The organism is Streptomyces sp. NBC_01515 (assembly GCF_045040345.1).
GTDB lineage: Bacteria > Actinomycetota > Actinomycetes > Streptomycetales > Streptomycetaceae > Streptomyces.
This window is the reverse complement of the sequence record NZ_CP109416.1, coordinates 7,573,763-7,595,969: the sequence shown is the minus strand read 5'-3', so window position 1 is coordinate 7,595,969 and position 22,207 is coordinate 7,573,763. Positions and strand designations below refer to the sequence as shown.

The 22,207-nt window shown below is 66.6% G+C and carries 11 protein-coding genes, 1 tRNA gene and 1 pseudogene; 11 read left to right on the top strand and 2 right to left on the bottom strand.

The window, feature by feature from the left end; genetic code table 11:
* Nucleotides 1–81: 81 nt before the first annotated feature.
* Nucleotides 82–630: a response regulator gene (locus OG407_RS34495; protein ID WP_405868772.1), complete on the bottom strand. Its 549-nt coding sequence runs from the start codon at nucleotides 628–630 to the stop codon at nucleotides 82–84.
* A 128-nt stretch (nucleotides 631–758) separates the two neighbouring features.
* On the opposite strand from OG407_RS34495, the gene OG407_RS34490 reads away from it, so the two are divergent.
* The 7 genes from OG407_RS34490 to mads8 all read left to right on the top strand — a co-directional run bounded on the left by OG407_RS34490 (nucleotide 759) and on the right by mads8 (nucleotide 19,052).
* A tRNA-Arg gene (locus tag OG407_RS34490) sits at nucleotides 759–830 on the top strand.
* 689 nt (nucleotides 831–1,519) lie between these two features.
* The gene (locus tag OG407_RS34485) at nucleotides 1,520–3,646 is read left to right on the top strand and encodes an AIPR family protein (RefSeq protein WP_405863377.1); all 2,127 of its coding nucleotides are present in this window, start codon (nucleotides 1,520–1,522) and stop codon (nucleotides 3,644–3,646) included.
* A 263-nt stretch (nucleotides 3,647–3,909) separates the two neighbouring features.
* Nucleotides 3,910–6,060, top strand: a complete 2,151-nt coding sequence (mads2, locus tag OG407_RS34480) for a methylation-associated defense system DNA methyltransferase MAD2 (RefSeq protein WP_405863376.1) — start codon at nucleotides 3,910–3,912, stop codon at nucleotides 6,058–6,060.
* Nucleotides 6,057–7,481, top strand: a complete 1,425-nt coding sequence (gene mads5 / locus OG407_RS34475) for a methylation-associated defense system restriction endonuclease subunit S MAD5 (RefSeq protein WP_405863375.1) — start codon at nucleotides 6,057–6,059, stop codon at nucleotides 7,479–7,481. The genes mads2 and mads5 overlap by 4 nt, the downstream gene beginning before the upstream one ends.
* Nucleotides 7,481–11,809 (top strand): methylation-associated defense system protein kinase MAD6, encoded by a 4,329-nt coding sequence (gene mads6 / locus OG407_RS34470; RefSeq protein ID WP_405863374.1) that lies wholly within the window; start codon nucleotides 7,481–7,483, stop codon nucleotides 11,807–11,809. Before mads5 ends, mads6 begins: the two co-directional genes overlap by 1 nt.
* Nucleotides 11,800–13,455, top strand: a complete 1,656-nt coding sequence (gene mads7 / locus OG407_RS34465) for a methylation-associated defense system protein MAD7 (RefSeq protein WP_405863373.1) — start codon at nucleotides 11,800–11,802, stop codon at nucleotides 13,453–13,455. Before mads6 ends, mads7 begins: the two co-directional genes overlap by 10 nt.
* The gene (gene mads8 / locus OG407_RS34460; RefSeq protein ID WP_405863372.1) at nucleotides 13,452–19,052 is read left to right on the top strand and encodes a methylation-associated defense system ATP-binding protein MAD8; all 5,601 of its coding nucleotides are present in this window, start codon (nucleotides 13,452–13,454) and stop codon (nucleotides 19,050–19,052) included. The genes mads7 and mads8 overlap by 4 nt, the downstream gene beginning before the upstream one ends.
* Nucleotides 19,053–19,132: 80 nt before the next feature.
* Here the strand turns inward: mads8 and OG407_RS34455 are convergent, their stop codons facing one another.
* Nucleotides 19,133–20,431: a tyrosine-type recombinase/integrase gene (locus OG407_RS34455; RefSeq protein WP_405863371.1), complete on the bottom strand. Its 1,299-nt coding sequence runs from the start codon at nucleotides 20,429–20,431 to the stop codon at nucleotides 19,133–19,135.
* A 244-nt stretch (nucleotides 20,432–20,675) separates the two neighbouring features.
* Between OG407_RS34455 and OG407_RS34450 the strand changes: the two genes are divergently transcribed.
* The 4 genes and pseudogenes from OG407_RS34450 (at nucleotide 20,676) to OG407_RS34435 (ending at nucleotide 22,104) form a co-directional block, all read left to right on the top strand.
* Nucleotides 20,676–20,939 carry a CopG family transcriptional regulator gene (locus tag OG407_RS34450; protein WP_405863370.1) on the top strand — a complete coding sequence of 88 codons (264 nt, stop codon included), beginning with the start codon at nucleotides 20,676–20,678 and terminating at the stop codon, nucleotides 20,937–20,939.
* Nucleotides 20,936–21,347: pseudogene (locus tag OG407_RS34445) on the top strand (DNA-binding protein). Before OG407_RS34450 ends, OG407_RS34445 begins: the two are co-directional and overlap by 4 nt.
* Nucleotides 21,348–21,415: 68 nt before the next feature.
* A complete protein-coding gene (locus OG407_RS34440; protein ID WP_405863369.1) occupies nucleotides 21,416–21,697 on the top strand; it encodes a type II toxin-antitoxin system Phd/YefM family antitoxin in 282 nt (93 codons plus the stop codon).
* A complete protein-coding gene (locus OG407_RS34435; RefSeq protein ID WP_405863368.1) occupies nucleotides 21,694–22,104 on the top strand; it encodes a type II toxin-antitoxin system VapC family toxin in 411 nt (136 codons plus the stop codon). The genes OG407_RS34440 and OG407_RS34435 overlap by 4 nt, the downstream gene beginning before the upstream one ends.
* The last annotated feature ends 103 nt before the right edge of the window (nucleotides 22,105–22,207 follow it).

Sequence of the window (22,207 nt, the reverse complement as noted above, 5' to 3'; positions counted from 1 at the left end):
AGCAAGTAATAGGGGAAGCGAGTAAAGGGACCTACAAGCCGTGGCGACAAGTGGCGAGCCGTAGGCAGTCTCGTCTCGCCCTCAGCTGCCGCTACGCCCGCCCCGTCCAGCCCGCTCACCCTCACCGGCGCCGGCACCGAAGGCACCACCGAGGGAGAGGCCGTCGGCCGGATCATGCGGGCCCCGCGGGTCCCGGGGCTCACGCCGCCCCCGCTCGATCAACTGCCTTACGAGAGCGATGAGTTCGGCAGGTTCGAAGGGCTTGGCGAGAAACGCGTCGACGCCGACATCGAGCCCGCTGTCGACCTCGTACTGGGTACAGGCGCTGACGATGGCAAGGGGCAGATCACGGGTCCGGGGATCGCTACGCAGCCGAGCGGCGGTACGCAGCCCGTCCAGCCGAGGCATAACGACATCCAGGGTCACGACATCAGGCCGCACTTGATGAATGACGTCCAGACACTCGGCACCATCGGCCGCGGTCACGACCTCGAGACCCTCCAGCTCGAGATTGACCCTGATCAACTGCCGGATGACCTTGTTGTCGTCCACAACAAGCACCCGACCCGACGCGCCTGGCACAACTTGAGAGTAGGTCCGGACCGGCCACCGCGTCCGGGTTTTCCCCACTTCCACCCCCTGCGAGCGACCCACCACCCCTCACCGCCCACCTCCTTGACCACCCAGAAACCTGTTCATGAACACCGGTAGGGAGCTGGTAGGGTTCTACCCGTCGCCGCGATCACCGCGACGGACACGCCCCCGTAGCTCAGGGGATAGAGCAACGGCCTCCGGAGCCGTGTGCGCAGGTTCGAATCCTGCCGGGGGCACTCCGGATCAAGGCGCTGAACAGCGGAAACGCAGTTCAGCGCCTTTCTTGTGCATGCCAAAACGCACACGGCCTACTTGGCCGTGACCACTCGACACCTCAGGGCCCTGATCAGGGGTTTTCCATGGCCGGGCGGACGAAATCCCAATTGTCCGATCCCGCGAAATTGATTCCTGCGGGACACATGTGGGATAGAAAGCCGCATGGTGGATCTGTCACCCTCAGGAGAGTGCTTTGACCTGCATGTTTACCAAGCGGGACAGCCAGAAGGGACACGGAGGAATAGGCCGTTGCACTTTTCACCCCGCCCACCGAGACAACGCCCCAGACATCTGTACGCCCCGGCCTTCACCGGGGCGTACTACCGATCGCGCACGGCGACTTCACCATCTACACACGCAGCTTCGTAGGTGAGCGCTTGGCACCGAGTCTTTAAGGATGCCGCGACAGCCGGGGAGGTCGCTCCTGCCATGACAGTCCGGCGGCGCGTGCGGCACGGACCGCTCCGAATCAGCACCAGCCTTGCGAATGCGGGGCCACGCGGGCAGCCGTCGCCACCTTCCAGGCCGCGCCGTAAGGGAATGCCCGGAGCCGCCTCCTGCTGGCGGAAAGTCGAGGGAGAGCCCTGCGAGGCCAATCTTCGCCTTATACCCTCCTTCCATCAGTGAGTTCCGGGGGCAAAGGCAGGTCATGAGCAAGCTGCATATCGAGTACGTCCGCAACGCCATCGACGAGCGGTACACCGGACTGCTGGACCTGTCAGATCTACCGAAATCAACCTCCGAGCAGAGTCGTAGGCAGGCATTCCTCAGTCGCGGGATCGCGGCACTCGCCGTGCAGAACGAGCACCAGGTCGGCCCGCGGGCCGCCGCCGTATGCGTCTTCGACGGCTCCGACGACCGCGGTATCGACGCGATGTCGGTGGAACTCACCGCTCCGCAGCCACGGATCTGCCTTGTACAGGCAAAGTGGAGCGATGCCGGCAAGGGCGGGTTCGACGAGGAGGCGGTGCATAAGCTGTTTCGCGGGCTGGACCTGCTCTTCGACCGCGCCTACTCGAAGTTCAACAGCCGCTTCCAGCCACTCGTGCCGGACCTCCAGCAGGCGTTCGACCTTGGCCTACCGAAGGTGACCATCGTCCTGGCGTTGATGCGAACTGCACCCCTCGACCCCAAGGTGCGGGAGCTCCTTGAGGAGAAGATCGATGCGCAGAACGAGGTCGACGAGATCGTCGACTACAAGGTTCTCGACCTTCGTGACTTCCACCGGGCGATTCTCGGTGACGCGGCGACACCGAAGATCGATGCCACGGTCAGGCTCGATGGCTTCGTTCAGGAGTCGAACCCGTACAAAGCGCTCTACGGCACTATGACCGTCCCCGACCTCGCGGACCTGTACGGCGAGCACCGGAGAGGGCTCTTCGCCCGCAACATCCGCGATTCCCTCGACCTGACTGATGTCAACGTAAAGATCCAGAACACGCTGCTGGAGCAACCCGAGCACTTCTGGTACTTCAGTAACGGCATCACCATGCTCTGTGAAACGATCAAGCCGGTCGGGCGGGCCGTCCCCGGAAAGGTCGGCGACTTCAAGCTGACCGGCATCAGCGTGGTCAACGGCGCCCAGACCGTGAGCGCCCTGCACCGGGCCTTCGTCAAGGACCCTGACACCGCGCAGATCGGCCGGGTTACGGTGCGGCTGATCTCTCTGGAGGATTGTCCGGAAGGCTTCGGCGACCAGGTCACCACCACGACGAACACGCAGAACCCGATTGAGGAGCGCGACTTCAAGTCCCTTGACCAAGGACAGATCCAGCTCCGTGACGACTTCGCGCTGTTGCTGCATCGCAGCTACGTCATCAAGCGTGGCGAGCGTCTGCCTGACCCACAGCACGGCTGCTCCATGACGGAGGCCGCCGAGGCTCTGGCCGCCGTCCATCCCAATGCTCAGCTTGCGGCGGTGGCGAAGCGGGACCAGAACCTCGCGGGGCTGTGGGAGGACGACGTCTACGAGCAGATCTTTGGGGCGTCACCGAACGTGTACCGAGTCTGGCGTGCGGTCGAGCTGCTCCGTGCGATTCGCGCGGAGCTCCAAGCACTTCGCGACGGCTTGCTCTGGCGCGCCGACGCCGCCGCCTCGCACGGCGATCTCCTCGTCACTCACATCGTCTTCCGCCGTCTCAGTACCACTGCCATCGAGAGCCCAGACTTCGACTGGACGGGCGAGCTCGCGAAGGTGCCGCAACTGGTGCGGGACACCTTCGCCTGGGTGCTGCGCGCGATCGACGACGAGTACGGCAAGAGCAGTCACATCATCGCCGCGGTCCGCAACGCCGAACGCATGCAGCGTGTAGTGCGCGCCGCCATGCGCGGCCTCGACTCCGACACGACCGCTCCCGCCCTCCAGGACGACTACCAGGTCGCCGGAAGCGAACAGCGCGGCCGACAGGTCAACGCCGTCAAGACGCTCATCACAGCCGGCCGCATCCCGGAGGGCACGGACCTTGAGTTCCGGCCCTTCTCCCGACCGGAGCGGCGGGAGATGACGGACTGGCTCGCCTCGAACCCGGACCGCGCCCGCGCGACCTGGTCCAACAAGAACGGCACCAGGAATACGCTCTGCTGGACCGCGGACGGAAAATGGTACTCGCCCAGTGGCCTGGCCCGGAAGATGCGAGCCGAGGCGTCCGGGGTGGATACCTCGACGCAGGGCTCGATCAGGTGGTTCGTGCCCGACCAGGGCTCACTCGATGAGCTGGCGTACGAAGTACGGCAGAACGAGGGGACCGACACCGATACCGGGCCGTCGGAGCAGTGATGGGCGTGCGACTCCGAATGCGCGGCCGACCGCCGGGATCCGGCGATTGTCAGTGCCCGGCGGTAAGGTCAACGCGCTCGTACGGCCGGTCGTGACCCCTCCTTCAAGAAGCTCCGGCGGGTCCGTTCCGGGGCCGTAGGATCGCAGGTGACAGCCGTTACGCAAGGGCCTGCTGGCGTTACGCAAGGGCCTGCTGGAAAGTCATGGCCCCGGACGGCGGGCATCTCGCGCACCACCGAGCACAGGGAAGAAGCAGCACGCCGATGGAGGAACTGACCTTGGACCTGGACATCCCGCGGCAGCCCGAGGACGGTGCCGGTCGGGCGGCGACAGCGGAAGAGACCCAGCCCCAGGTCACGGCCCTGGAAGAGGGGCAGATCGTCGACTACATCACTGGTAAGGCGATCAAGGAAACCGAGAAGGAGAAGGTCCGCCAGCGTGTCGCCCGCGCTCTCGTCCACGAGCACGGGATCGACCCCGCCGACATGGCACGCGACTTCCGCGTCACCATCAGCGAAGAGGGCGCCAAGCGGAAGCGGACCAAGCCGGCCGACATCGCGATCTTCGAGTCTGGCGCCCTGCACACCACCGCGAACCTGCGCCGAGTGGTGATCTGCAAGCCGGAGCCCAAGGGCACGGGCAAGAACGTCGTCAAGCTCCGTGAGCCCGACCAGGCAAGAAAGGACCTCGAAGCCCTCCAAGAGCTGATGGGCAACGAGGACCGCCCGCTGTGCACGGACGGCATGTGGACGGACGGAATCGACTTCTTCTTCCTAAAGAAGGTGATCAGCGACTTCGGCGCGGACTTCGAGGACCGCAGCGACTGGGCCGTCGCCGATGGGACCCTCGGCAGCCGTACCGTCGCCTCGCACCAGCGCCTGCGCCGAGCCGAGCCCGAGCGTCTCAAGACCGCGTTCCGCCGCTGCCACAACTACATCCACGGCAACGAGGGCATGTCGAAGGATGCCGCTTTCTGGCAGTTCCTCTATCTACTCTTCGCCAAGATGTACGACGAGCGAGCCAGTCGAGGAACTGGCCACGGTCGGTTCCGCACCGGCTTGAAGGAGATGTTCGACGATGGCGGTCGGGCGGCGATCAGCAGCCGCGTCCGGGAGCTCTTCGAGGATGTCAAGCGCGAGTACAACGACGTCTTCAAGTCTACCGACGAGATCAACCTCTCCGACCGAGCGCTCGCCTTCATCGTCAGTGAAATCGCCCCCTACGACCTCAGCGGCACCGACGTCGACGCCAAGGGACTCGCCTACCAGGAGCTTGTCGGTACCAATCTGCGCGGCGACCGCGGTCAGTACTTCACCCCGCGCGGGGCGGTCAACCTGATGGTCGAGATCCTCGACCCGCAGGAGGACGAGACCGTTCTCGACCCGACCTGCGGCACCGGCGGCTTCCTTCAGGCCACGCTAAAGCACCTGCACGACACCTGGAAGAAACAGGCTGGCACCTACGGCTTCCCGGACACCGACGAGGAGCGGGAGCGCTACCGAGACAGGCTCCAGGAGTACGCGGACGAGCACCTGATGGGTGCGGACTTCGACCCGTCCCTGGTGCGCGCCACCACCATGGCGATCATGACCTTCGCGGAGACCACCGGAAACGTCTTCCACATGGACTCCCTCGGCTTCCCGCGCGGACACCTCCCCGGCGTCGAGAAGGCCAAGAAGAAGATCCCGCTCGGCAAGACCGTGGATGTTCTGTTGACCAACCCGCCGTTCGGGGCAGACATCCCGGTCAGCGACGAGTCGGTCCTGGGCTCCTTCCGTGACGGCATCGCGAAGTCCTGGGGCCGCAACAAGGTGACCGGCGAGATCGAGGAGAGCCTGATCAGCAAGCCGGGCAGCATGGCTCCCGAGCAGCTGTTCATCCAGCGTGCCATTGAGTGGGTCAAGCCCAGTGGCCGCATCGGCATCGTCCTGCCGAACGGCATCCTGTCGAACCCGGGCCCGTCCGACGAAGCGATCCGCCGCTACATCCTGGAGCACTGCTGGGTCCTCGCGAGTATCGAACTCCCGGTGGAGACGTTCGTCGTCGACGCCAACGTCAACATCCTCACCACGCTCCTCTTCCTCAAGCGCAAGACGGACCAGGAGGTCCGCAACCACCGGCTCGGAACGGAGAAGGAGTACCCGGTCTTCATGGCGGTCGCCGAGAAGGTCGGCTTCGACCGACGCGGAAACGACCTGTACAAGCGCGAGCCCGACGGGAAGATCGTGGTGAAGACCTCGGTGGAGCAGGAGCGTCTACGCATCCGCGGCAAGGAGGTTGTCCGGCCGCTGCGTCGCAGCAAACCGGTCATCGACAACGACCTGCCGGTGATCGCGGAGAACTACCGAGAATTCCGGGCCAAGTACCCGGTGCCCGGCGCCGACCCGCGCAAGAGCACGGAGGCGCGCGCGTGAAGATCGCCAGCCTGTCGAACCCGGTGACGTCCGCCTGGTTCCGGGAGCAGGGGCTCCGGCTCGACGCCTCGCCGTACGTCTCGGGCGCGCTGAAGGTGAAGAAGCTGCTGGAACTGCTGCCGGAGACGGTGCCGTTGGCGAGTGTGACGGCGGGGCACAACGGGGGGATCTTCAACGGCCCTATGTTCCGCCGCGTGTACCTCACCGACCCCGACCACAGCGTGCCGTTCCTCGGGACCAGAGACATGATGGCCGCCGACCTGACAGGGCTACCCCGGTTGCGGAAGTCCGACGCCCAATCAGCGGCGCTGTCGTACCTAGAACTCAAGCCTGGCATGTCTCTGATCTCGTGCTCGGGATTCAATGCTGGACGGAGGGCGTACACACGTTCCGACATGAAGGGGATTTGGTCCTCCCAACACATGATCAAGGTCGAACCGAACCCTGAGAAGATCAAGCCCGGCTATCTGTTCGCCTTCCTTCTCAGTCACTACGGCGAGACACTTGTACGCGGATCGGTGTACGGCTCGGCTGTAAAGCACATCGAACCGCACCACATCACAGGGCTTCCGGTACCGCGGTTCGGTGAGCGGGTTGAGACCGAGATCCATAAATTGGTTGAGGAGTGCGCAGCGCTGCGGGCGCGGCATCAGGCCGAACTCGTCGCCGCGACGAAAGACTTCTTCGACAGCAACGGGCTGCCCGAGCTGAACAAGCTGCGCTGGCATCAGCAAGACCGCGATCTTGGATTCGAGGTCGCGGGTGTGGGGGCGACCTCGCTAAGGGCACTGAATTTTGCACCCAGGGCCCGGCGGTTGATCGAGCACCTGAGGTCGGTATCCGGCAAGTCCCTCGGCACGATCTGTGAGGGTGGCAGCCTGCGGACGGGCGCCCGATTCAAACGGATCGACAGCAACCCGGAGCACGGTGTCCGACTCATTGGTCAACGGCAGTCCTTCTGGATTCGCCCTGAGGGGCGCTGGATCAACGAATCGCAAGCTCCCGACGATATTCGCCTTCAGGACGAGACAATCTTGGTCGCAGCCAGGGGAACACTCGGCGAGAACGAGGTCTACAGTCGCTCTGTCTTCGTCACGGGCCCCTGGCTGGAGCATGCCTTCAGTCAGGATTACGTCCGCGTCGTCAGCGGCGATCCAGAAATCTCCGGCGCCTACCTGTTTGCCTTCTTCCGATCCGACGCAGCGTTCCGGGCGCTTCGTTCCTTCAGCGTCGGAGGCAAACAGCAGGAATATCATCCGCACTTCCTGCGCGAGCTGCACATCCCCATCGCACCCCCCGCCGACCGCGACCGCATCGCCGCCGCCGTCCGCTCCGCCTACCAATGCCGCGACCGGGCCGATGTCCTTGAGGACAAGGCGCTCGCGCTGCTCACCGCTGCCGTCGAGGAGGCCACTGGCTGATGAGTGCCAGGATCGTTGCTGTTGGGGAGGCCGTCAACGATGCCGAGCGGCACGTGATCGCGCACCTGCGAGATCACGCGCCGGACGACTGGACAGTCCTGCACTCCGTCGAAATCCCGCACGGGAACCGCCTGTTCGAAGTCGACCTCGTCGTGGTCACCGGGCACGCGGTGTATGTCATCGACGTCAAGGGCACACGTGGCCGCATCGAGGTCGACGGAAGCCGCTGGTATCCGGCGCGGCGGGCCCCGTTCCGCAGCCCGGTGCCCAAGCTGCAGAGCCACGCCAAGCAGCTCAAGACAATCCTGGAAACCGCGCACCTGCCGCTGTCCCGTCTATGGACCGACGCCCTGGTCGTCCTCCATGCCCCGGACGCGGTCCTGCTGGACAACACACCCGCACAGCGCGACGCGAAGGCGACCGTCACCCTGCCCGACCTGATCGGGCGGCTGGCGGACACCTCTCAAGTACCCGTGTCGTCCGGCCGGTTCGACACGGACATCTCCGCGCACCACCAGGCGATCGTGGACACGGTGCGAGGCGCCTCTCGTGCCCCGTCCGGGCCGTTGAGGTTCGGCAGCTGGGAGGTGATCGAACGGCTCAGCGAGTCCCAGCACGCAGACGGTGCCGACGTCTTGGACGAGTACCGGGCGAAGAACGCCTTGGCCGTGCAGGGCTCGGGCACGGTCCGGCTCCAGGTGCGTCAGGCCGACCCGTACGCGCCGGAGGCTGAGCGGCTGCGACAGCAGAAGCGGATCGGGATCGCCTACGAGGCGTTGGGCAAGCTGCCCGCGCATCCGAACATCGTCGGGGTGCGGGATTTCTTCGCCGACGAGGACCGGGGTGTGTACGTCACCGTCTTCGACGATGTCCCCGGGCATGCGCTGAAGCTGCACCTGACCGGGGCCGCCGACCCGCTCACGGCCGACGCCAAACTGCGCACTGTCCGGCACGTCCTGCAGGGGCTCGCGCACGCTCATAGCCGGCGGATCGCGCACCGTGAGCTGAACCCGTCGACGATTCTGATAGCGCAGGACGGCCGGGCGATGCTTACCGGCTTCGAGTACGCCAAGACCGCGCAGCAACGCGGGCACACGGTGCTGGAGGAGGCGCGGCAGGTCGCCGACCCGGCGTACCTCGCTCCTGAGTGCCAGGCCGACCCTGCGGCCATGGGGATGGCCTCGGACGTGTATGCGGTCGGCGTCATCGGCTACCAACTACTCACCGGAGAGCTGCCGTTCGGTTCGGTGACCGAGCAAGCCGGAGCCGCCGGTCAGCTGCCTGCCGACGGTCTTGAGCACGCCGGGGTCCGGGTGGAGCTGGCCCACTGGCTGCGAACGCTGTGCGCGACGAATCCCGGCGCCCGGCCGAGTGCCCTGGAAGCTTTGCGCCGACTGGACCTGGCGATCGGCGCGCGCCAGACCCCGGTCCGACGGATCGGATCCTCCGCAGCTCGCCCCGCACAGCAGGCCGCCGACCAGCCCGGCGGCCCGGATGCGGCACGCGGGGCGGACTTCTTCAAGAACCTGCCCACCGATTTCCAGCTCGGCACCAAGTACCTGGTACGCCACCGGCTGGGTCGACCCGGCGGTTTCGGCGTGGCCTACCGGGTGTACGACACCATAAGGAGCATCGACCGGGCGGTGAAGCTGGTCCTCAGGGACCGTGACTCCGTCCTTGACCGGCTCAAGCGCGAAGCTGACGTACTGCAGCGGCTGCAGAGCGCACCGCATCCCAACGTGGTGTCCATGGTGGACGCGGACCGGCTGTCTGCCCCGGATCCGTACCCGTACCTGGTCTTCGAGTTCGTTGACGGCAAGGATGTCGCCGAGGTGATCCGCGGCGGGCGGATGGGCGCGGCGGACGTGCTGCGGCTGGCCGTCGATACCGCGCGCGGGCTGCGGCACATCCACGACCTCGGGGTGTGGCACTGCGACATCAAGCCGAGCAATCTGCTGTGGACCGACGACGGCGTCAAGTTGCTCGACTTCGGGATCGCCAAGACCGCGGATTCCTCCGAGGGCCATACCTACACCAGTGCCCGCTACAGCCCGCCCGACCTGGACCAGGTGCCGGCCAACGCCACCGGATACGTCGACCGTGACCTGTTCGGGCTCGGGGTCACGCTGTACGAGGCACTGACCGGCGGACAGTACCCGTGGGACGCGAACTCACCGCTGCCCGGCGTCGCACCGACCGATCCCCGAGTCGCGTACAGCGGCTTCGGCGATCTCACCCCCGGTTTCGCCGAGATCCTGCTCCGGTCGATCTCCCCGAGCCGCGGCGAGCGGTTCACCACGGCCGAGGAACTGCTACAGGCGCTCCAGACATTGGAGTCGGCACGGGATGTCCCGCCACCCGCTCCTACGCCCGAGCGCCAGGAATTGCCGCCCACACCGTCATCCAGCGATGGCCCCGCCGAACCGTCCGTCCCCGAACCGAATACCAACCCGTTCGTCGCCCACCTGCAGACCCTGTACAGCCAGAGCCGACGCAGCAACCGCGGTACACGGGGCCTCGACCCGCACGCCATGTCCGTGTATGTCGAGACCGCCCTGGACCGCGAGCTTGTCCCCGCGCTGCGGCAGGGCAAGCATGCGCTCGTCGTCGTCACCGGGAACGCGGGCGATGGAAAGACCGCGTTCCTGGAGAGCTTCGAGCGCCAGGCCCGGAAGCTGGATGCCGACTTCGGGCCCCGGCGGCCCAACGGCAACGACTTCACGTTGGACGGCCGCCGGTTCCGCACCAACCATGACGGCAGCCAGGACGAAGGCGAGGTCGGCGGGGACGACGTCCTGGAGGAGTTCTTCGCGCCATTCGCCGGAAAGGACGAGTCCGGCTGGGACGGCATCGAGAGTGAGACGCGGCTGATCGCGGTCAACGAGGGACGGCTGATCGACTTCCTGAGCCACCACCACGACCGCTTTCCGTATCTCGCAAAGCTCGTCAACCTGGGCCTGGCCGGGCGGGAAACGGGGCAGACGGTCGCCGTCGTCAACCTGAACACACGTGACGTGGCGGCCCGCCCGGCAGACGCGGACGGCGTTCCGCTGGACGGTGAGTCGCTGTTGGAGCGGATGCTCACGCGGATGACGCACGAGCGGTTCTGGGAGGACTGCGCGACCTGCGACCTCGCGGCCACCTGCTACGCCCGGCACAACGCGCAGACCTTCCAGCACCCCTCCGCCGGCCCACAGGCAATGCGGCGGCTGCGCCGGATCTACGAACTGACGCAACTACGCGGCAAGTTGCACATCACACTGCGCGACCTGCGCTCAGCGCTGGCCTTCACCCTCACCTCAAGCCGCGACTGCGCGGAGATCCACCAGCTGTACGCAGCCGGTGACGCCCAAGCTGTCCTGGACAGCTTCTACTTCACCGCTCACCAAGGCGCTCCCCCAGCCGATGACGGTATCCCGAGGGAGCGCGACCGGCTGCTGTCCCTGCTGCGAGAGGCCGACGTCGCCGCCGTGCCGCAACCGCGCCTCGACCGCCGCCTCGACTATGCAGGGCTGCTGGAGGACGGTGCCCTGGTCACCGTGGACGGGCGCGGAAATCGGGATCGAGTGCTGCTGAAGCAGCAGTTCACCGAACTCGGCCGGTCGAACCTCAATGGTCGAGGCCAATCGGGCCAGGCAGCCGACCATCGCCGCTACCTCGACGCGGCACGTCGTCTGCTCTATTTCGAGCTCCACGATGAAGAGCGGGCGCAGCGGATGCTGCCCTACCCCTCGGTGCTGCACTTCATGGAGCTGTTGGGCATCAATGCCTCCACCGGTGAAGCACGCGACATGGTGCTGCGTGCCCTCAACCGGGGAGAAGGTCTGACCGCTCCAGATCGCATCGGGAAGGCGCTGGCACTGCAGGTTCGTGAGGTGTCGGGCGGTCTCGTCCGTAGTTACCGCCGCTTCCCCGCCGAAGGATTCCACCTGGAACCAGGGGCCCCGGCTGCCTCCGCCTACATCGAATCCGGTCGCACGGCGCTGCGTCTGACCTACCAGGACCCCGCGAGCCGGCAGGGCGGGACCGCGGAGCTCGACATCCGGCTCGACCTGTTCGAGCTATTGCATCGGTTCGGGCAGGGATACCGGCCCTCGGTGGCCGACCTCCAGGGTCAGCAGCTCGCCTTGGCCGTGTTCAAGAACCGGCTGGCCGCTGTCCCGTACCAGGAAGTACTCCTCACCACACACGGACACGATCTACGCCGCGTCCACCGCTCCGAGGACGGCGTCCTACACATGGAAGACCTGGCAGCCGCCTCGCCAGACGCGGCCCACGACCTGGACGACCAACACACCGACGGGCCGGAGGAGATGGCATGGCGCTGACGGGATCTCTCGGCACGTTCCATCACCCCGGTGTCAGCCGGATCGACTACAAGCCGCTGGACATGGACCGGGTCCTCACCGCGCTGCTTGCCCGACTGTGGCACCAGGGCATGCCCAGCAAGATCAGCCGTACGGCGTTGCTCGACGTCGATGTATTCGTCAAGCTGTTCCTGGAGCACCCCGAGGTGTTCGACGGCTTCGACCGCGAGACCACCACCCGCTGGACCGTCACTCATCTCATGGACATGGTCAATCGCGGCCGAGCCGATGAAGCCGTGGCCGCTCCCAGGCCGTTGCACGGCTTCACCTACCGGTTCCGCAACAGCCGCAAATCCCGCCCGTACGGGGCCGACGAGCAGCTGTACGAGATGCTCTGTGCGGACGAGGGCGCCCTGAAGGGACTGCGCGAGTTCTTCTTCTCCGACGTCGACCGGGCCACGGGCGCCATCAGCCCTGGTCCGGACACCGACGTGGAGACGCAAGCGCTGTTGCACCTGGTCGAGCTCGCGGGCGGGAGGATGCGGGACCAGGCGGACACGAGCAAGCCCCGCACTCCCTATCCGCCGCTGTGCGCCGAACCCGCACAACTGCTCTGCCAGGACGTCATGCGACTCCTGTACCACCAGGACCACATGCCGCGCACCGTACTGGTGGACTACCTCAAGACGCTGTTCGCCTTCCACCTGGCGCTGTACCACCTGCGGATGATGAAGTTGCTGCCCGCGGCCGTCACAACCGGCACGGTGCCGGAAGCCTGCCGCAAGGGCCACCGCTCGCAGGCCGCGGCGGACCGCTGCCCGTACCAAGTGCGGCTCTTCCTTGACGCGGACGGCACCCCCGGCACTGCCCCCGCCGCCCTCGCCGAGCACAGCACGGATATCTGGTACCGGCGTATCCCCCGTTTCGTCCAGGCGACCTACCAGGTGAAGAAGCTTGATGACTTCGCGGAGTCCCTGGCCAAAGCCGGAACGCTGAGCCGGCCTGCCGGTCGGAACTACTTCACCCCTGAAGAGGCGCTGCGGCTCCTGGACAAGAAGCGCCGCAAGGACCGCGACGCCTTCTTCCTACAACGCGTCACCCGGGTACGGGATGAGGAGGAGGACCTCCCACCCGAACTCAAGCAGATCATCCAGCTCGGACTCGACCCGTTCGACGAGTACACCGAGATGCTCATGCACTATCGCGGCCGTTACTACCGGAGCCAGTTCGTGAAGTGTCTCGACTCCATGTTGCTGAAACACCGTCCTGGCGCTCTCCTGGCCCAGCCGCGCGGTGGCGGTGCGGACTCCGCACGTCGGTTCATACTGGACGGGCGTCTCCTCGAAGTCCTCCTCCAGGTGTCATTGCTGCGCGAGAGCGCCGACGGCAGCGGTGATCTGGCCACCGCCCCGATGCGGGTGGACGCGTTCCTCTCCTTGCTGCGCTCCCGGTATGGGCTCTACATCGACCGCCTCCCCGACGGCGACGGCTTCGCCGGCGCCCACCTTGACGACCAGGCGGCGCTGCGCGCCAACTCCGCCGCCTTCCTCAACCGCCTGCGCGAGATCGGCTACTACCAGGACATGTCCGACGCCTACCTGACGCAGACCATCACCCCCAGGTATGCCATCGGCACCGCGGCACGGATGGGGGTCAGCACCCGATGACCAGCACCCCGACCGGCACGACCGGCCTGGCCGAGGCCACCGCGAAGGACCTGCGCGAAGCCCTCGAAGGCGTTCTCGTACCGCAGTTGGCCAAGCTCATCGGCGAGCGCAGCGCAGGGCACTGCATGCGTGTCACCGAAGCCGACCCCGAACTCGCCGCCTCCCTGGTGCGTCGGCTGCGGGGTGCGCTCGGCCCCGACACCACGGTCTGCCTGCTCTGCCCCGCTGAGGACCTCGCCCCGGACGGACCGCTGCACGACGTGGGCGTCAGCAGCACCAAGCTGGTCGAACTACGAAACCGCAGTGAGGGTGAAGGCGTGCTGCCCGGCCCGCTCCTGGTCTTCGTGCCGCCAGGCATCCGGGTCAGCGCCGAGGACTCCTTCGGTATCGCCACGTTCGAGGAAGTTCCGCTCGGCGACGCGTACGCCCATCTCACCGATCATCTCCTCGACCAGGTTCCGCAGCAGCTGCGTCCCGCCGTCGACGAACTGCTGGCTGCCGTCCGCACCCGCCCGGACGGACGGCGAGCAAGCGACCGCGCCGTCGCTCAGTACCTCCTCACCCTCCAGGTCAACGGCTACCGTGACCAGGTCGCCGGGGCGGCGGTCTACCACTTCGGCCTCGTACCGGATTTCGATCTGTTCACCGATCCCGCCCAGGTACGGGACCGAGTCGGTAAGAACCACAGCCTGGTGCAGAAGCTGACAGACTCGCCACGCTCTGAACGGCAACGCGTCCTAGATCTCGGCTTGAGCGACAACGACTTCGCGACCCGTCTCGCCGCCTTTGCCACACGCTGTGGCCTGGAAGAGCCCAAGACCTGGACTCGCCGCATTGTCGTCGACCGGGAGAACTGGGGCCTGTCTTTCGGCAACTGGCGCATCGATGAGCGACACCGCGCCACCGTCTCCATCGACGTTCGCGAACTCGGTCTGCCTTCAGCAGGCGACAACACCCAGCACCTGGCGGACTACCCGGCACTGGCCTCCATGGCAGGCCAGCCGTACCTCCTCACCGGCGAGAAGGGGGTCCGCGACATCACCGTGCGCTTCGCCGTGCGGCCCGACCCACGCAAGGTGGAAGGGCTGGAGCGATTCCGCGTGGAGATCGTCTCCGAGAACGGTGGTCCGATCGGTAGGGCCGCCTATGTCGGCAAGGGAAAGACGGCCAAGCCCGAGTACAAGAAGGCACTGAACCGCCTCAACAAGATCGATTGGGAGGAGGGATGGCACTACATCCGCGTCGTCCCCCTGGATGCAGAGGACGAGCCTCTCCACGTCGCCGCTGGCGCCCACGATCTGCCCGGCGGAGAAAGCGAGCGCTTCTACGTCGTCCCCGACGCTGAGACCGAGGAACCGCCGGAGCGCAGCGCGGGACGCTTCCCCGGCCTCACCCAGGCCCTGCGCTCTCTCCAGCTGGACGCACTCGCCGCGGGAGAGGACCCGGCCCAGGTCACCGCCACAGACATCCGCTGGAAGGCGTTCAGCGCCCGGAGCCCGCACCGCACCCTCAGTGCAAAGATTCACGCCGCGGGCAGCGGCGAAATCCGGCTGTCCCCGCTGCTCGTCCAAGCCCAGCAGCATCTTCTCGCCCACCCCGACGACACCAGTCTGCGCCGACTGCTCCTACACCCGGACGGCACTGCCCAACTGCCCGACGGCGACGACGTGGACCTCGGGCGCGCTCTCAGCAGCCGGGCAGCCGAGGCGTACGACACGTTCGTTGCCGCCCGGCGGGACTATTTCACCGCGATCACAGGCGAGATGGCCGGATCCGTCGAACCCGCCGAGCTCCTGGTCAGCGAGGCAGTCGACTTCGAGCAGGTGCGCGACGAACTCGCCGCGTACGCCGAGGCATACGCCGAACTCGTCGACGCAGCCGCGCTCCAGATCGAAAGGGCCACCGACACCACCCGGGGCGGCGCCCTGGAGGCGCTCGCCCGCGTCCAGCAGATCGACTGCGTGGCAGCGACGCTCACCGACGGAACAGGCCGACACGACACCGTCCTGCTCGTCGCCCCCACCCACCCGCTGCGGGCACTGTGGCTGGCCACCTGGTCGGCGCTCGGCCTGGACTGGACGAGCCGCCTCATCTCCGGGGACAAGAAGGCCGTCCTACCCGTACGGGATTCGTTGCTGGCTTCGCTGGCACCGCTCGGCTTCCCGTTCGCCATCCCGCGTCAGGACGGACGTTTGATGGCCGCGGCCGACAATCTCACCCCGTACTGGGGCGCGTACCTGCCGAGCGAGACCGCCGACCCGCGCGGGGTGATCGGCCGACTCACCACGGCCCTAAACCTCCCTCCCGAGAACAACCGCGCCACCACCAACGGCAGCGGGGCACTGTCCGGGACGGCTCTGGCCGACCGCATCGAGCGCTACGTCCGCCTACACCCGTACGTCAGCACTCTCGTGATGAACGTTGTCAACGCGGGCCGGGCCGAGATCGTCGCCGACACCCTGCTCGAACTGCAGCGCCGCACGGCGACCCGCGAACTCACCTACGACATCCGTCTCTGCGTCATCGACCCCGAGGCTCCCGAGACCGGCGCCGCCCTGATGGAGTTGCAGAGCGCGCAGAGCCAGATCTCCTCCGCCGAGGCCGAAGCCTTCCTTCACACCGCTGGCCCTGCCCGGGTCGCAAAGCTCGTCCACTCCGTACGTTCGGTGTACGAGTTCACCCGGCAGCCGACGGAGTTCGACGCCCATCTCACCATCCTCATCGATGCTTTCGGCGGCGAACAGCATGCCTCTACAGCGCGCCAGGACATCACCCACGCGCCCGTCCACGGCCTGGTGCAGGCAACCGCCTCCGCCTACGAGGACAGCGACCAGCAAATTGTCTGGCGCACCGCGCCACGACATGGCACAGCCCTCGCGATAGAGGACGCCGAAGACCTCACCACGCTGATGGGCCGCCTCCCCGCCCTGCTCGCCACTGCCGCGGCCTGCGTAGCCACCGCTGGCCAGGCACTGCGCAATGTCCCGTGCACAGTCTTGTCGCTCGACACCGATGCCCGCGATCTCCTTTACCAGGCACACCAGTCCGGCGACTGGGTCGTCACCATCGACCGCACACTGGGCTTGGAGTACTTCGACAACGCCGGCCGACATGGCAGGCCCGAGTACGTCATCGACTACGCTCCCGCCCAGGGCAGTGGGCTCGGGCACCAGATCATGGTCAGCTCCAACTCGGTCGACGAGCTGCGCACCCTCCTCCGCCCGACAGCTGAACAGCACGGACTCACTGTCGAAGAACGCCACCTCAACACGTTCTTCGACCAGCTCCGGCTGTTGTCGGGCAACCTGGCCTTCAAACTCGCGTCGACTGCACCTAACCAGCGCACCGAGGTCCTCGGCCTGTCACTGGCCCGCCTCTACCTGGACTACCAGGACGTCCTGCACAACCAGATCGTCGTGCCCCTCGACGCCCATCCCGAGCTGTACGCCGAGGCCCGTCGCCAAGCTCGCGAACTCGGCGACGTCCTCTCCTTCCAGCGCAGCGACCTCGCGCTGTTCCAACTCGACGCACAGCAGCGGACCATCACCTGCCGTCTCGTCGAGGTGAAGTGCTACACCGCGCTCGACGACGTCGGCGCCTACCAGCGGCTCAAGACCAAGGTCGCCCAGCAGCTGGAGCGCAGCCAGACCGTACTCGCCGAGTCCTTCGACCCGAACCTCACCACCCCCGACCGTGTCGACCGCCCCGTCAAGAACCTCGCCCTCGCCTCCATGCTCCGGTTCTACCTGGAGCGCGCGGCCCGCCACGGCACTCTGAACCAAACCACCCGCACCGCAGCCCATCAACTACTGGACAGCCTCGACGACGGCTACCAACTCCGTTTCACCCAGAGCGGCTTGATCTTCGACCTCGCCCGTACTGGCACCGACCAGGAAACCGACGGCGAGGTGGAGTTCCACCGCATCGGCCAAGACCTCGTCACCGAACTCGTCGAGGCAATTCCAACAGTGCGACCGGGTGTGCCGGATCTGCGGGACGACGCCGAGCCAGTGATGAACGACGAAGACACTCCGACGCCGGACGGTGCCGCGACCGCGCCGACTCTGGCCCTGCTCCCGCTCTCGATCCCGCGTCTCGCCGAGGCCGCCTTCCGCGCGGACGACGCTGTAGTGGCGCAGCCGGAGCGGGCGGTGCCGGAGGAGGTACCGGAGTCACATGCAGAAGAGGCTTCAGCAGCGCCGCAGCCAGCACCCAATCAACCTGGCAGCGAGGAAGGCAGATCCGACCTGCCCCCACCGCCAGTTGCTACGGACCCGACTCCGTCCGACACACCATCCCCCGGGACCACCGCACGCGGCCCACGGAGCGTCCACGACACTCCGACCGTGGACGCCCCGAGCCCCGCCACCCCGCCCCCTGGTCCGACCGCCCCCGGCACCAAGCCAGACATCTACCTCGGTGTCACTCGTCCCTCACCCCAGCACGGCGTCCTGGGGGAAGTCGCCGGCCGCACTGTCTCCCTCGACCTCAACGAGACCCACACCATCAGCCTCTTCGGCGTCCAGGGCGGCGGCAAGAGCTACACCCTCGGGAGCATCATCGAAGCGGCCTCGCTCCCGGCCCCACCCGTCAACGTCCTGCCGCACCCGCTAGCCACGGTGGTCTTCCACTACAGCAAGGCCCAGGACTACGCGCCCGAATTCACCTCGATGGTGCACCCCAACGACGACAACGCTCAGGTCGCCGCCCTCAAAGAACGCTACGGCGCCGAACCGCGCGCCCTGACCGACGTCCTGCTCCTCGCGCCGGAGGCCCAGGTCGACGAACGCCGCGAGCAATACCCGGGGATCGAAGTGCACCCCCTGGCGTTCTCCTCCGCCGAACTCAAGGCTGAGCACTGGAAGTTCCTGCTCGGTGCCGTAGGGAACCGATCCACGTACATCAAGCAAATCGCCAAGGCCATCCGCAAACACCGTAACAACCTGACCCTCGACACGATCCGCCAGGAACTGGCCGACTCCCGGATGCCGGACCACATCAAAGACCTCGCTGAAGACCGCCTAGACCTGGCCGCCGAGTACATCGACGACAACGTCCGGCTCACCAGCCTGATCCGCCCCGGCCGCCTCATCATCGTCGACCTGCGCGACGACCTCATCGAAAAGGACGACGCCCTCGGCCTGTTCGTCGTCCTGATGCAGCTCTTCGCCGACGCCCGCGACGGCGACCACCGCTTCAACAAACTGGTCGTCTTCGACGAAGCCCACAAGTACATCGACAGTCCCGACCTCGTGGCCGGCCTGGTCGAATCCGTCCGCGAAATGCGCCACAAGGGCATGAGCATTCTGGTCGCGAGCCAGGACCCACCATCCGTACCAGTACAGCTAATTGAGCTCTCCAACCACGTCATCCTCCACAAATTCACCTCCCCGGCCTGGCTCAAGCACCTACAGAAGGCGAATTCCGCCCTGTCCGGCCTCACAGCCGAGAGACTCGCTCAACTCCGCCCGGGCGAGGCGTACATCTGGTCAAGCAAGGCCACCGACCCGGCCTTCACCTACGGCGCTGTACGCATCCGGTGCCGTCCCCGGGTAACGCAGCACGGCGGGGACACGAAGACGGCATCTGGTGAGTAGGCATACAACTACTCACGCCCGGACACGTATGCATCGTGTGCGCGGCTGGCCATCTCGCCGGAATCAAACACCTGCGAGCTCTACTCGTATTCGTGCAGGAGTTTGTCGATGCGCTGGTTGGCGATCTCCTGCCGCCCGTACAGACACTTGGCGTACGTGGTCATGAGCACCTCGACGCTGTTACCGGCGCGCTCCGCCACTTCGGTCGGGTCGACGCCGGCGTTGAGCCAGGTGGACAGTGCCGAGTGGCGCAGATCGTAAGGGCGGGCCGCGAGCAGAGAGCACACCAGATCCGGCGGAAGCCCGAGTTCACGGGCCTCGTGCCAGGCACGGTCGTAGGTACTGGACCCGACGATGCCGCCGCGCTCATTGAAGAACAGCCGCCCGTCGTCCGCGACGCCGAAGGTGTCGATGCTCTCCCGCCAGAGGGCTACCAGCTCGGGCGGTAGCGGTACAGGTCGGGTGTCGTCGGCTGGACGGCCCTTGAGACCGCGTTCGTCGTGGGCTCTTCCGGTGTCGGTCCACCGCTTGCCCGCCTGCGGCAGTGTGCGGTGCACGGTCACCTGGCCCCAGCCCTCAGCAGGCAGCACGCAGTTGGGCAAAGACACCCCGACCGCTTCGGCGGGGCGCAGCCCGGCGTAGTACATCCCGGCGAACAGCCCGACCAACCGCCGTCCACGTGCCCGCCGGTAAGCGCCGACATAGGAGACCGCGCACAGCAGGGAACGTGCCTGGCTCGGGTTGGCAACCACCCGCGGGTCGACCTCGTCGACGGTCTCAGCCACGCTCCACTTGATGGGAGCGAGCGGATCGGCGGGCAACTTGCGCTGCTCGACGGCGTATCGCACGGCGTTGACCAGGACCTTGTGCTTGTGTCGCTGCGTCTCGGCCGCCGCCACCGCGCCACCCTGATTTAGCCGCAGTGCTGTCAGCAGGGACCGCATCATGGCCGGATCCATCAGATCAGCCAGCGGACGCGAGGCTCCCGCCACCCAGCGCAGGGCCAGCCGGACGTCAGCCGGCATCTGACGCGGCTCCGGCCGCGGGACGACAAACGCCCAGCCCCGCATCGCCCGCCGCAGCAGCTCATCGCTCGGACGGCCCCGCACATCCCGGAGCATCGCCCGGGTGATCGCGCACAGCGCGTCGTTGGTCTCGTCCCGGGTCTTCGCCGCGATCAGCGGCCACCTCATCTCCATGTACTCCAGAGCAAAGGCGTACCAGCTGATCCCGGCCGCGCGGCCCTGGGGCACGCCACGGCTGATCCCCGCAGGGGACTCATCCGCAACGCCCTGCCGAACGGCACGGAGGAGCACGGCGCCCAGGTCATCGGCCAGCGCCCTGACATCCGTCGCACCCGCCGTGCGCCGGCCAGCCACGGCCCTTCCTCCGCGTCTACGGCCGGGGACGCCGCGCGCCTGAGATTTCGAGTTCCTCATGACGTCCACCACCTCTCTGACACGTGAACGTCTCGGATGCCCGGATCAAGCCCGGCAGCAACAACACCCTCTGGAGTCCCGACGTGCGCCCAACCCAGATTCGAGCTCGGATCGGACCTGCACCTCGCGACTGTCTCTGCCAACTTCATTCGACCAGGGGAGGATGCAAGGGAAGACAGGTAGCATGAGTGAGCCTACCGGCAAGTACTCGATCACCATGCCGCGCGATATCGCCGAAGCCGCCAAGGCCCGCAGTGGCCCCTCCGGACTGTCCACCTATGTCGCTGCGGCCGTCGCACGGCAGATCGAGCGGGACAACCTCAACGAGCTCATCCAGGTCGCCGAGGCCGACCACGGACCGGTCACGGACGACGAGATCCAGGCCCTGCGCGACCAGCTCCACCAGGCCCGACAACAACAGACGCAAGGCGGGGCCGACGCCGCGTGACCCGCTCCCCCGCCCTTCCCGGCGGCACCCCGGTCCTGGACAGCGAGGGGCTCGCCAAAGCTGTACTGCGCGACCGGTCCGTCACAGGATGGCTTGCCCTGGCCCGCGCCGACGACCTGCGCGTAATCACATCCGCGGCCACCCTGGTCGCGGTGGTCCACTCCCGGATCAACCGGCCAGCCCTGGAATGGACGTTGTCTCGCCTGGTAGTCGAACCGGTCACCGAGCCGCTCGCCCGCCACGCCGCCGCCCTCCTCACCGACGCCGGCCTGCACGGCCATAAGTACGCCATCGACGCCGTACTCGGGCCACCGCCCTCGCCGCCCAGGCTCCGTCACCGTCCTCACCTCGCACCCCGAGGACCTGACCACGCTATACGGCGGACGGGCCACCGTGATCAAGGTCTGATCCTGTCCACAGAAGACTTGTCTCGCTCCAGCCTCCCGTTGTACACATTTTTTGTGTACCTTTGCGGCATGGAGACCATCCCGCTTGGAGAGCTGAACCACCATCCGTCGAAAGTCACAGCGAGAGTTCGCGCAGGTGAGACGCTCGTCGTCACCGAACACGGCAAGCCTGTCATCCGCATGTCCCCCGCCGAAGAACCCACATCGACCCTGGACCAACTGATCGCGACCGGCCAGGTGCGCCGTGCGGTTAATCCAGGCGCATTGCCCGAGTTGATCAGCGATCTGGCCGAGCTGCCCTCGCTGTCGGATGCGCTGATCGCCGAGCGCGACCGGGAGCGCACGGGTTGAGCCTCTACTACATGGACACCTGCGCTCTGCTGAAGTTCGTACAGCAGGAGGCGGAGACGCAGGCGCTTCGCAGCTGGCGGGCAGCGCTGGGCGTTGACGGTCGTCTCGTGACCTCCCAGCTGGCTGGCGTGGAGATCGCACGCACGTTCCGGCGAGCCGGTGTCGACCGGCAGCGAGTGCCGTTCCTGGTCGGCAACACGCTAACCGGGATTGACCAGATCGTTCTCGGTGACGACGTCCTGGCCCGCGCCGCCGGCTTCGAGATGCAAAGACTCGGCACTCTAGACGCCATTCACCTGGCAACCACCGCCCCTCTGCACCGAGAGCTGGACGGCTTCGTCACCTACGACAAGGAGCTGACAGACGCCGTCACCGCACTCGGACTGCCGCATCTCGCACCTGCATGACGGAGCCCGAGCAACTCGCCCACCCAACGGACCCGCCAAGCCCCTCCTCCAGGAAGGCTTGACCAACGCGGGGTGCGACCAGCCGCAGTGGCAGCCGAAGAAT

What these genes read in the sequence shown, in the direction of transcription:
- OG407_RS34485 (WP_405863377.1), top strand. Translation starts at nt 1,520, where the DNA reads ATGAGCAAGCTGCATATCGAGTACGTCCGCAACGCCATCGACGAGCGG.
- mads2 (WP_405863376.1), top strand. Translation starts at nt 3,910, where the DNA reads ATGGAGGAACTGACCTTGGACCTGGACATCCCGCGGCAGCCCGAGGAC.
- mads6 (WP_405863374.1), top strand. Translation starts at nt 7,481, where the DNA reads ATGAGTGCCAGGATCGTTGCTGTTGGGGAGGCCGTCAACGATGCCGAG.
- mads7 (WP_405863373.1), top strand. Translation starts at nt 11,800, where the DNA reads ATGGCGCTGACGGGATCTCTCGGCACGTTCCATCACCCCGGTGTCAGC.
- mads8 (WP_405863372.1), top strand. Translation starts at nt 13,452, where the DNA reads ATGACCAGCACCCCGACCGGCACGACCGGCCTGGCCGAGGCCACCGCG.
- OG407_RS34450 (WP_405863370.1), top strand. Translation starts at nt 20,676, where the DNA reads ATGAGTGAGCCTACCGGCAAGTACTCGATCACCATGCCGCGCGATATC.
- OG407_RS34440 (WP_405863369.1), top strand. Translation starts at nt 21,416, where the DNA reads ATGGAGACCATCCCGCTTGGAGAGCTGAACCACCATCCGTCGAAAGTC.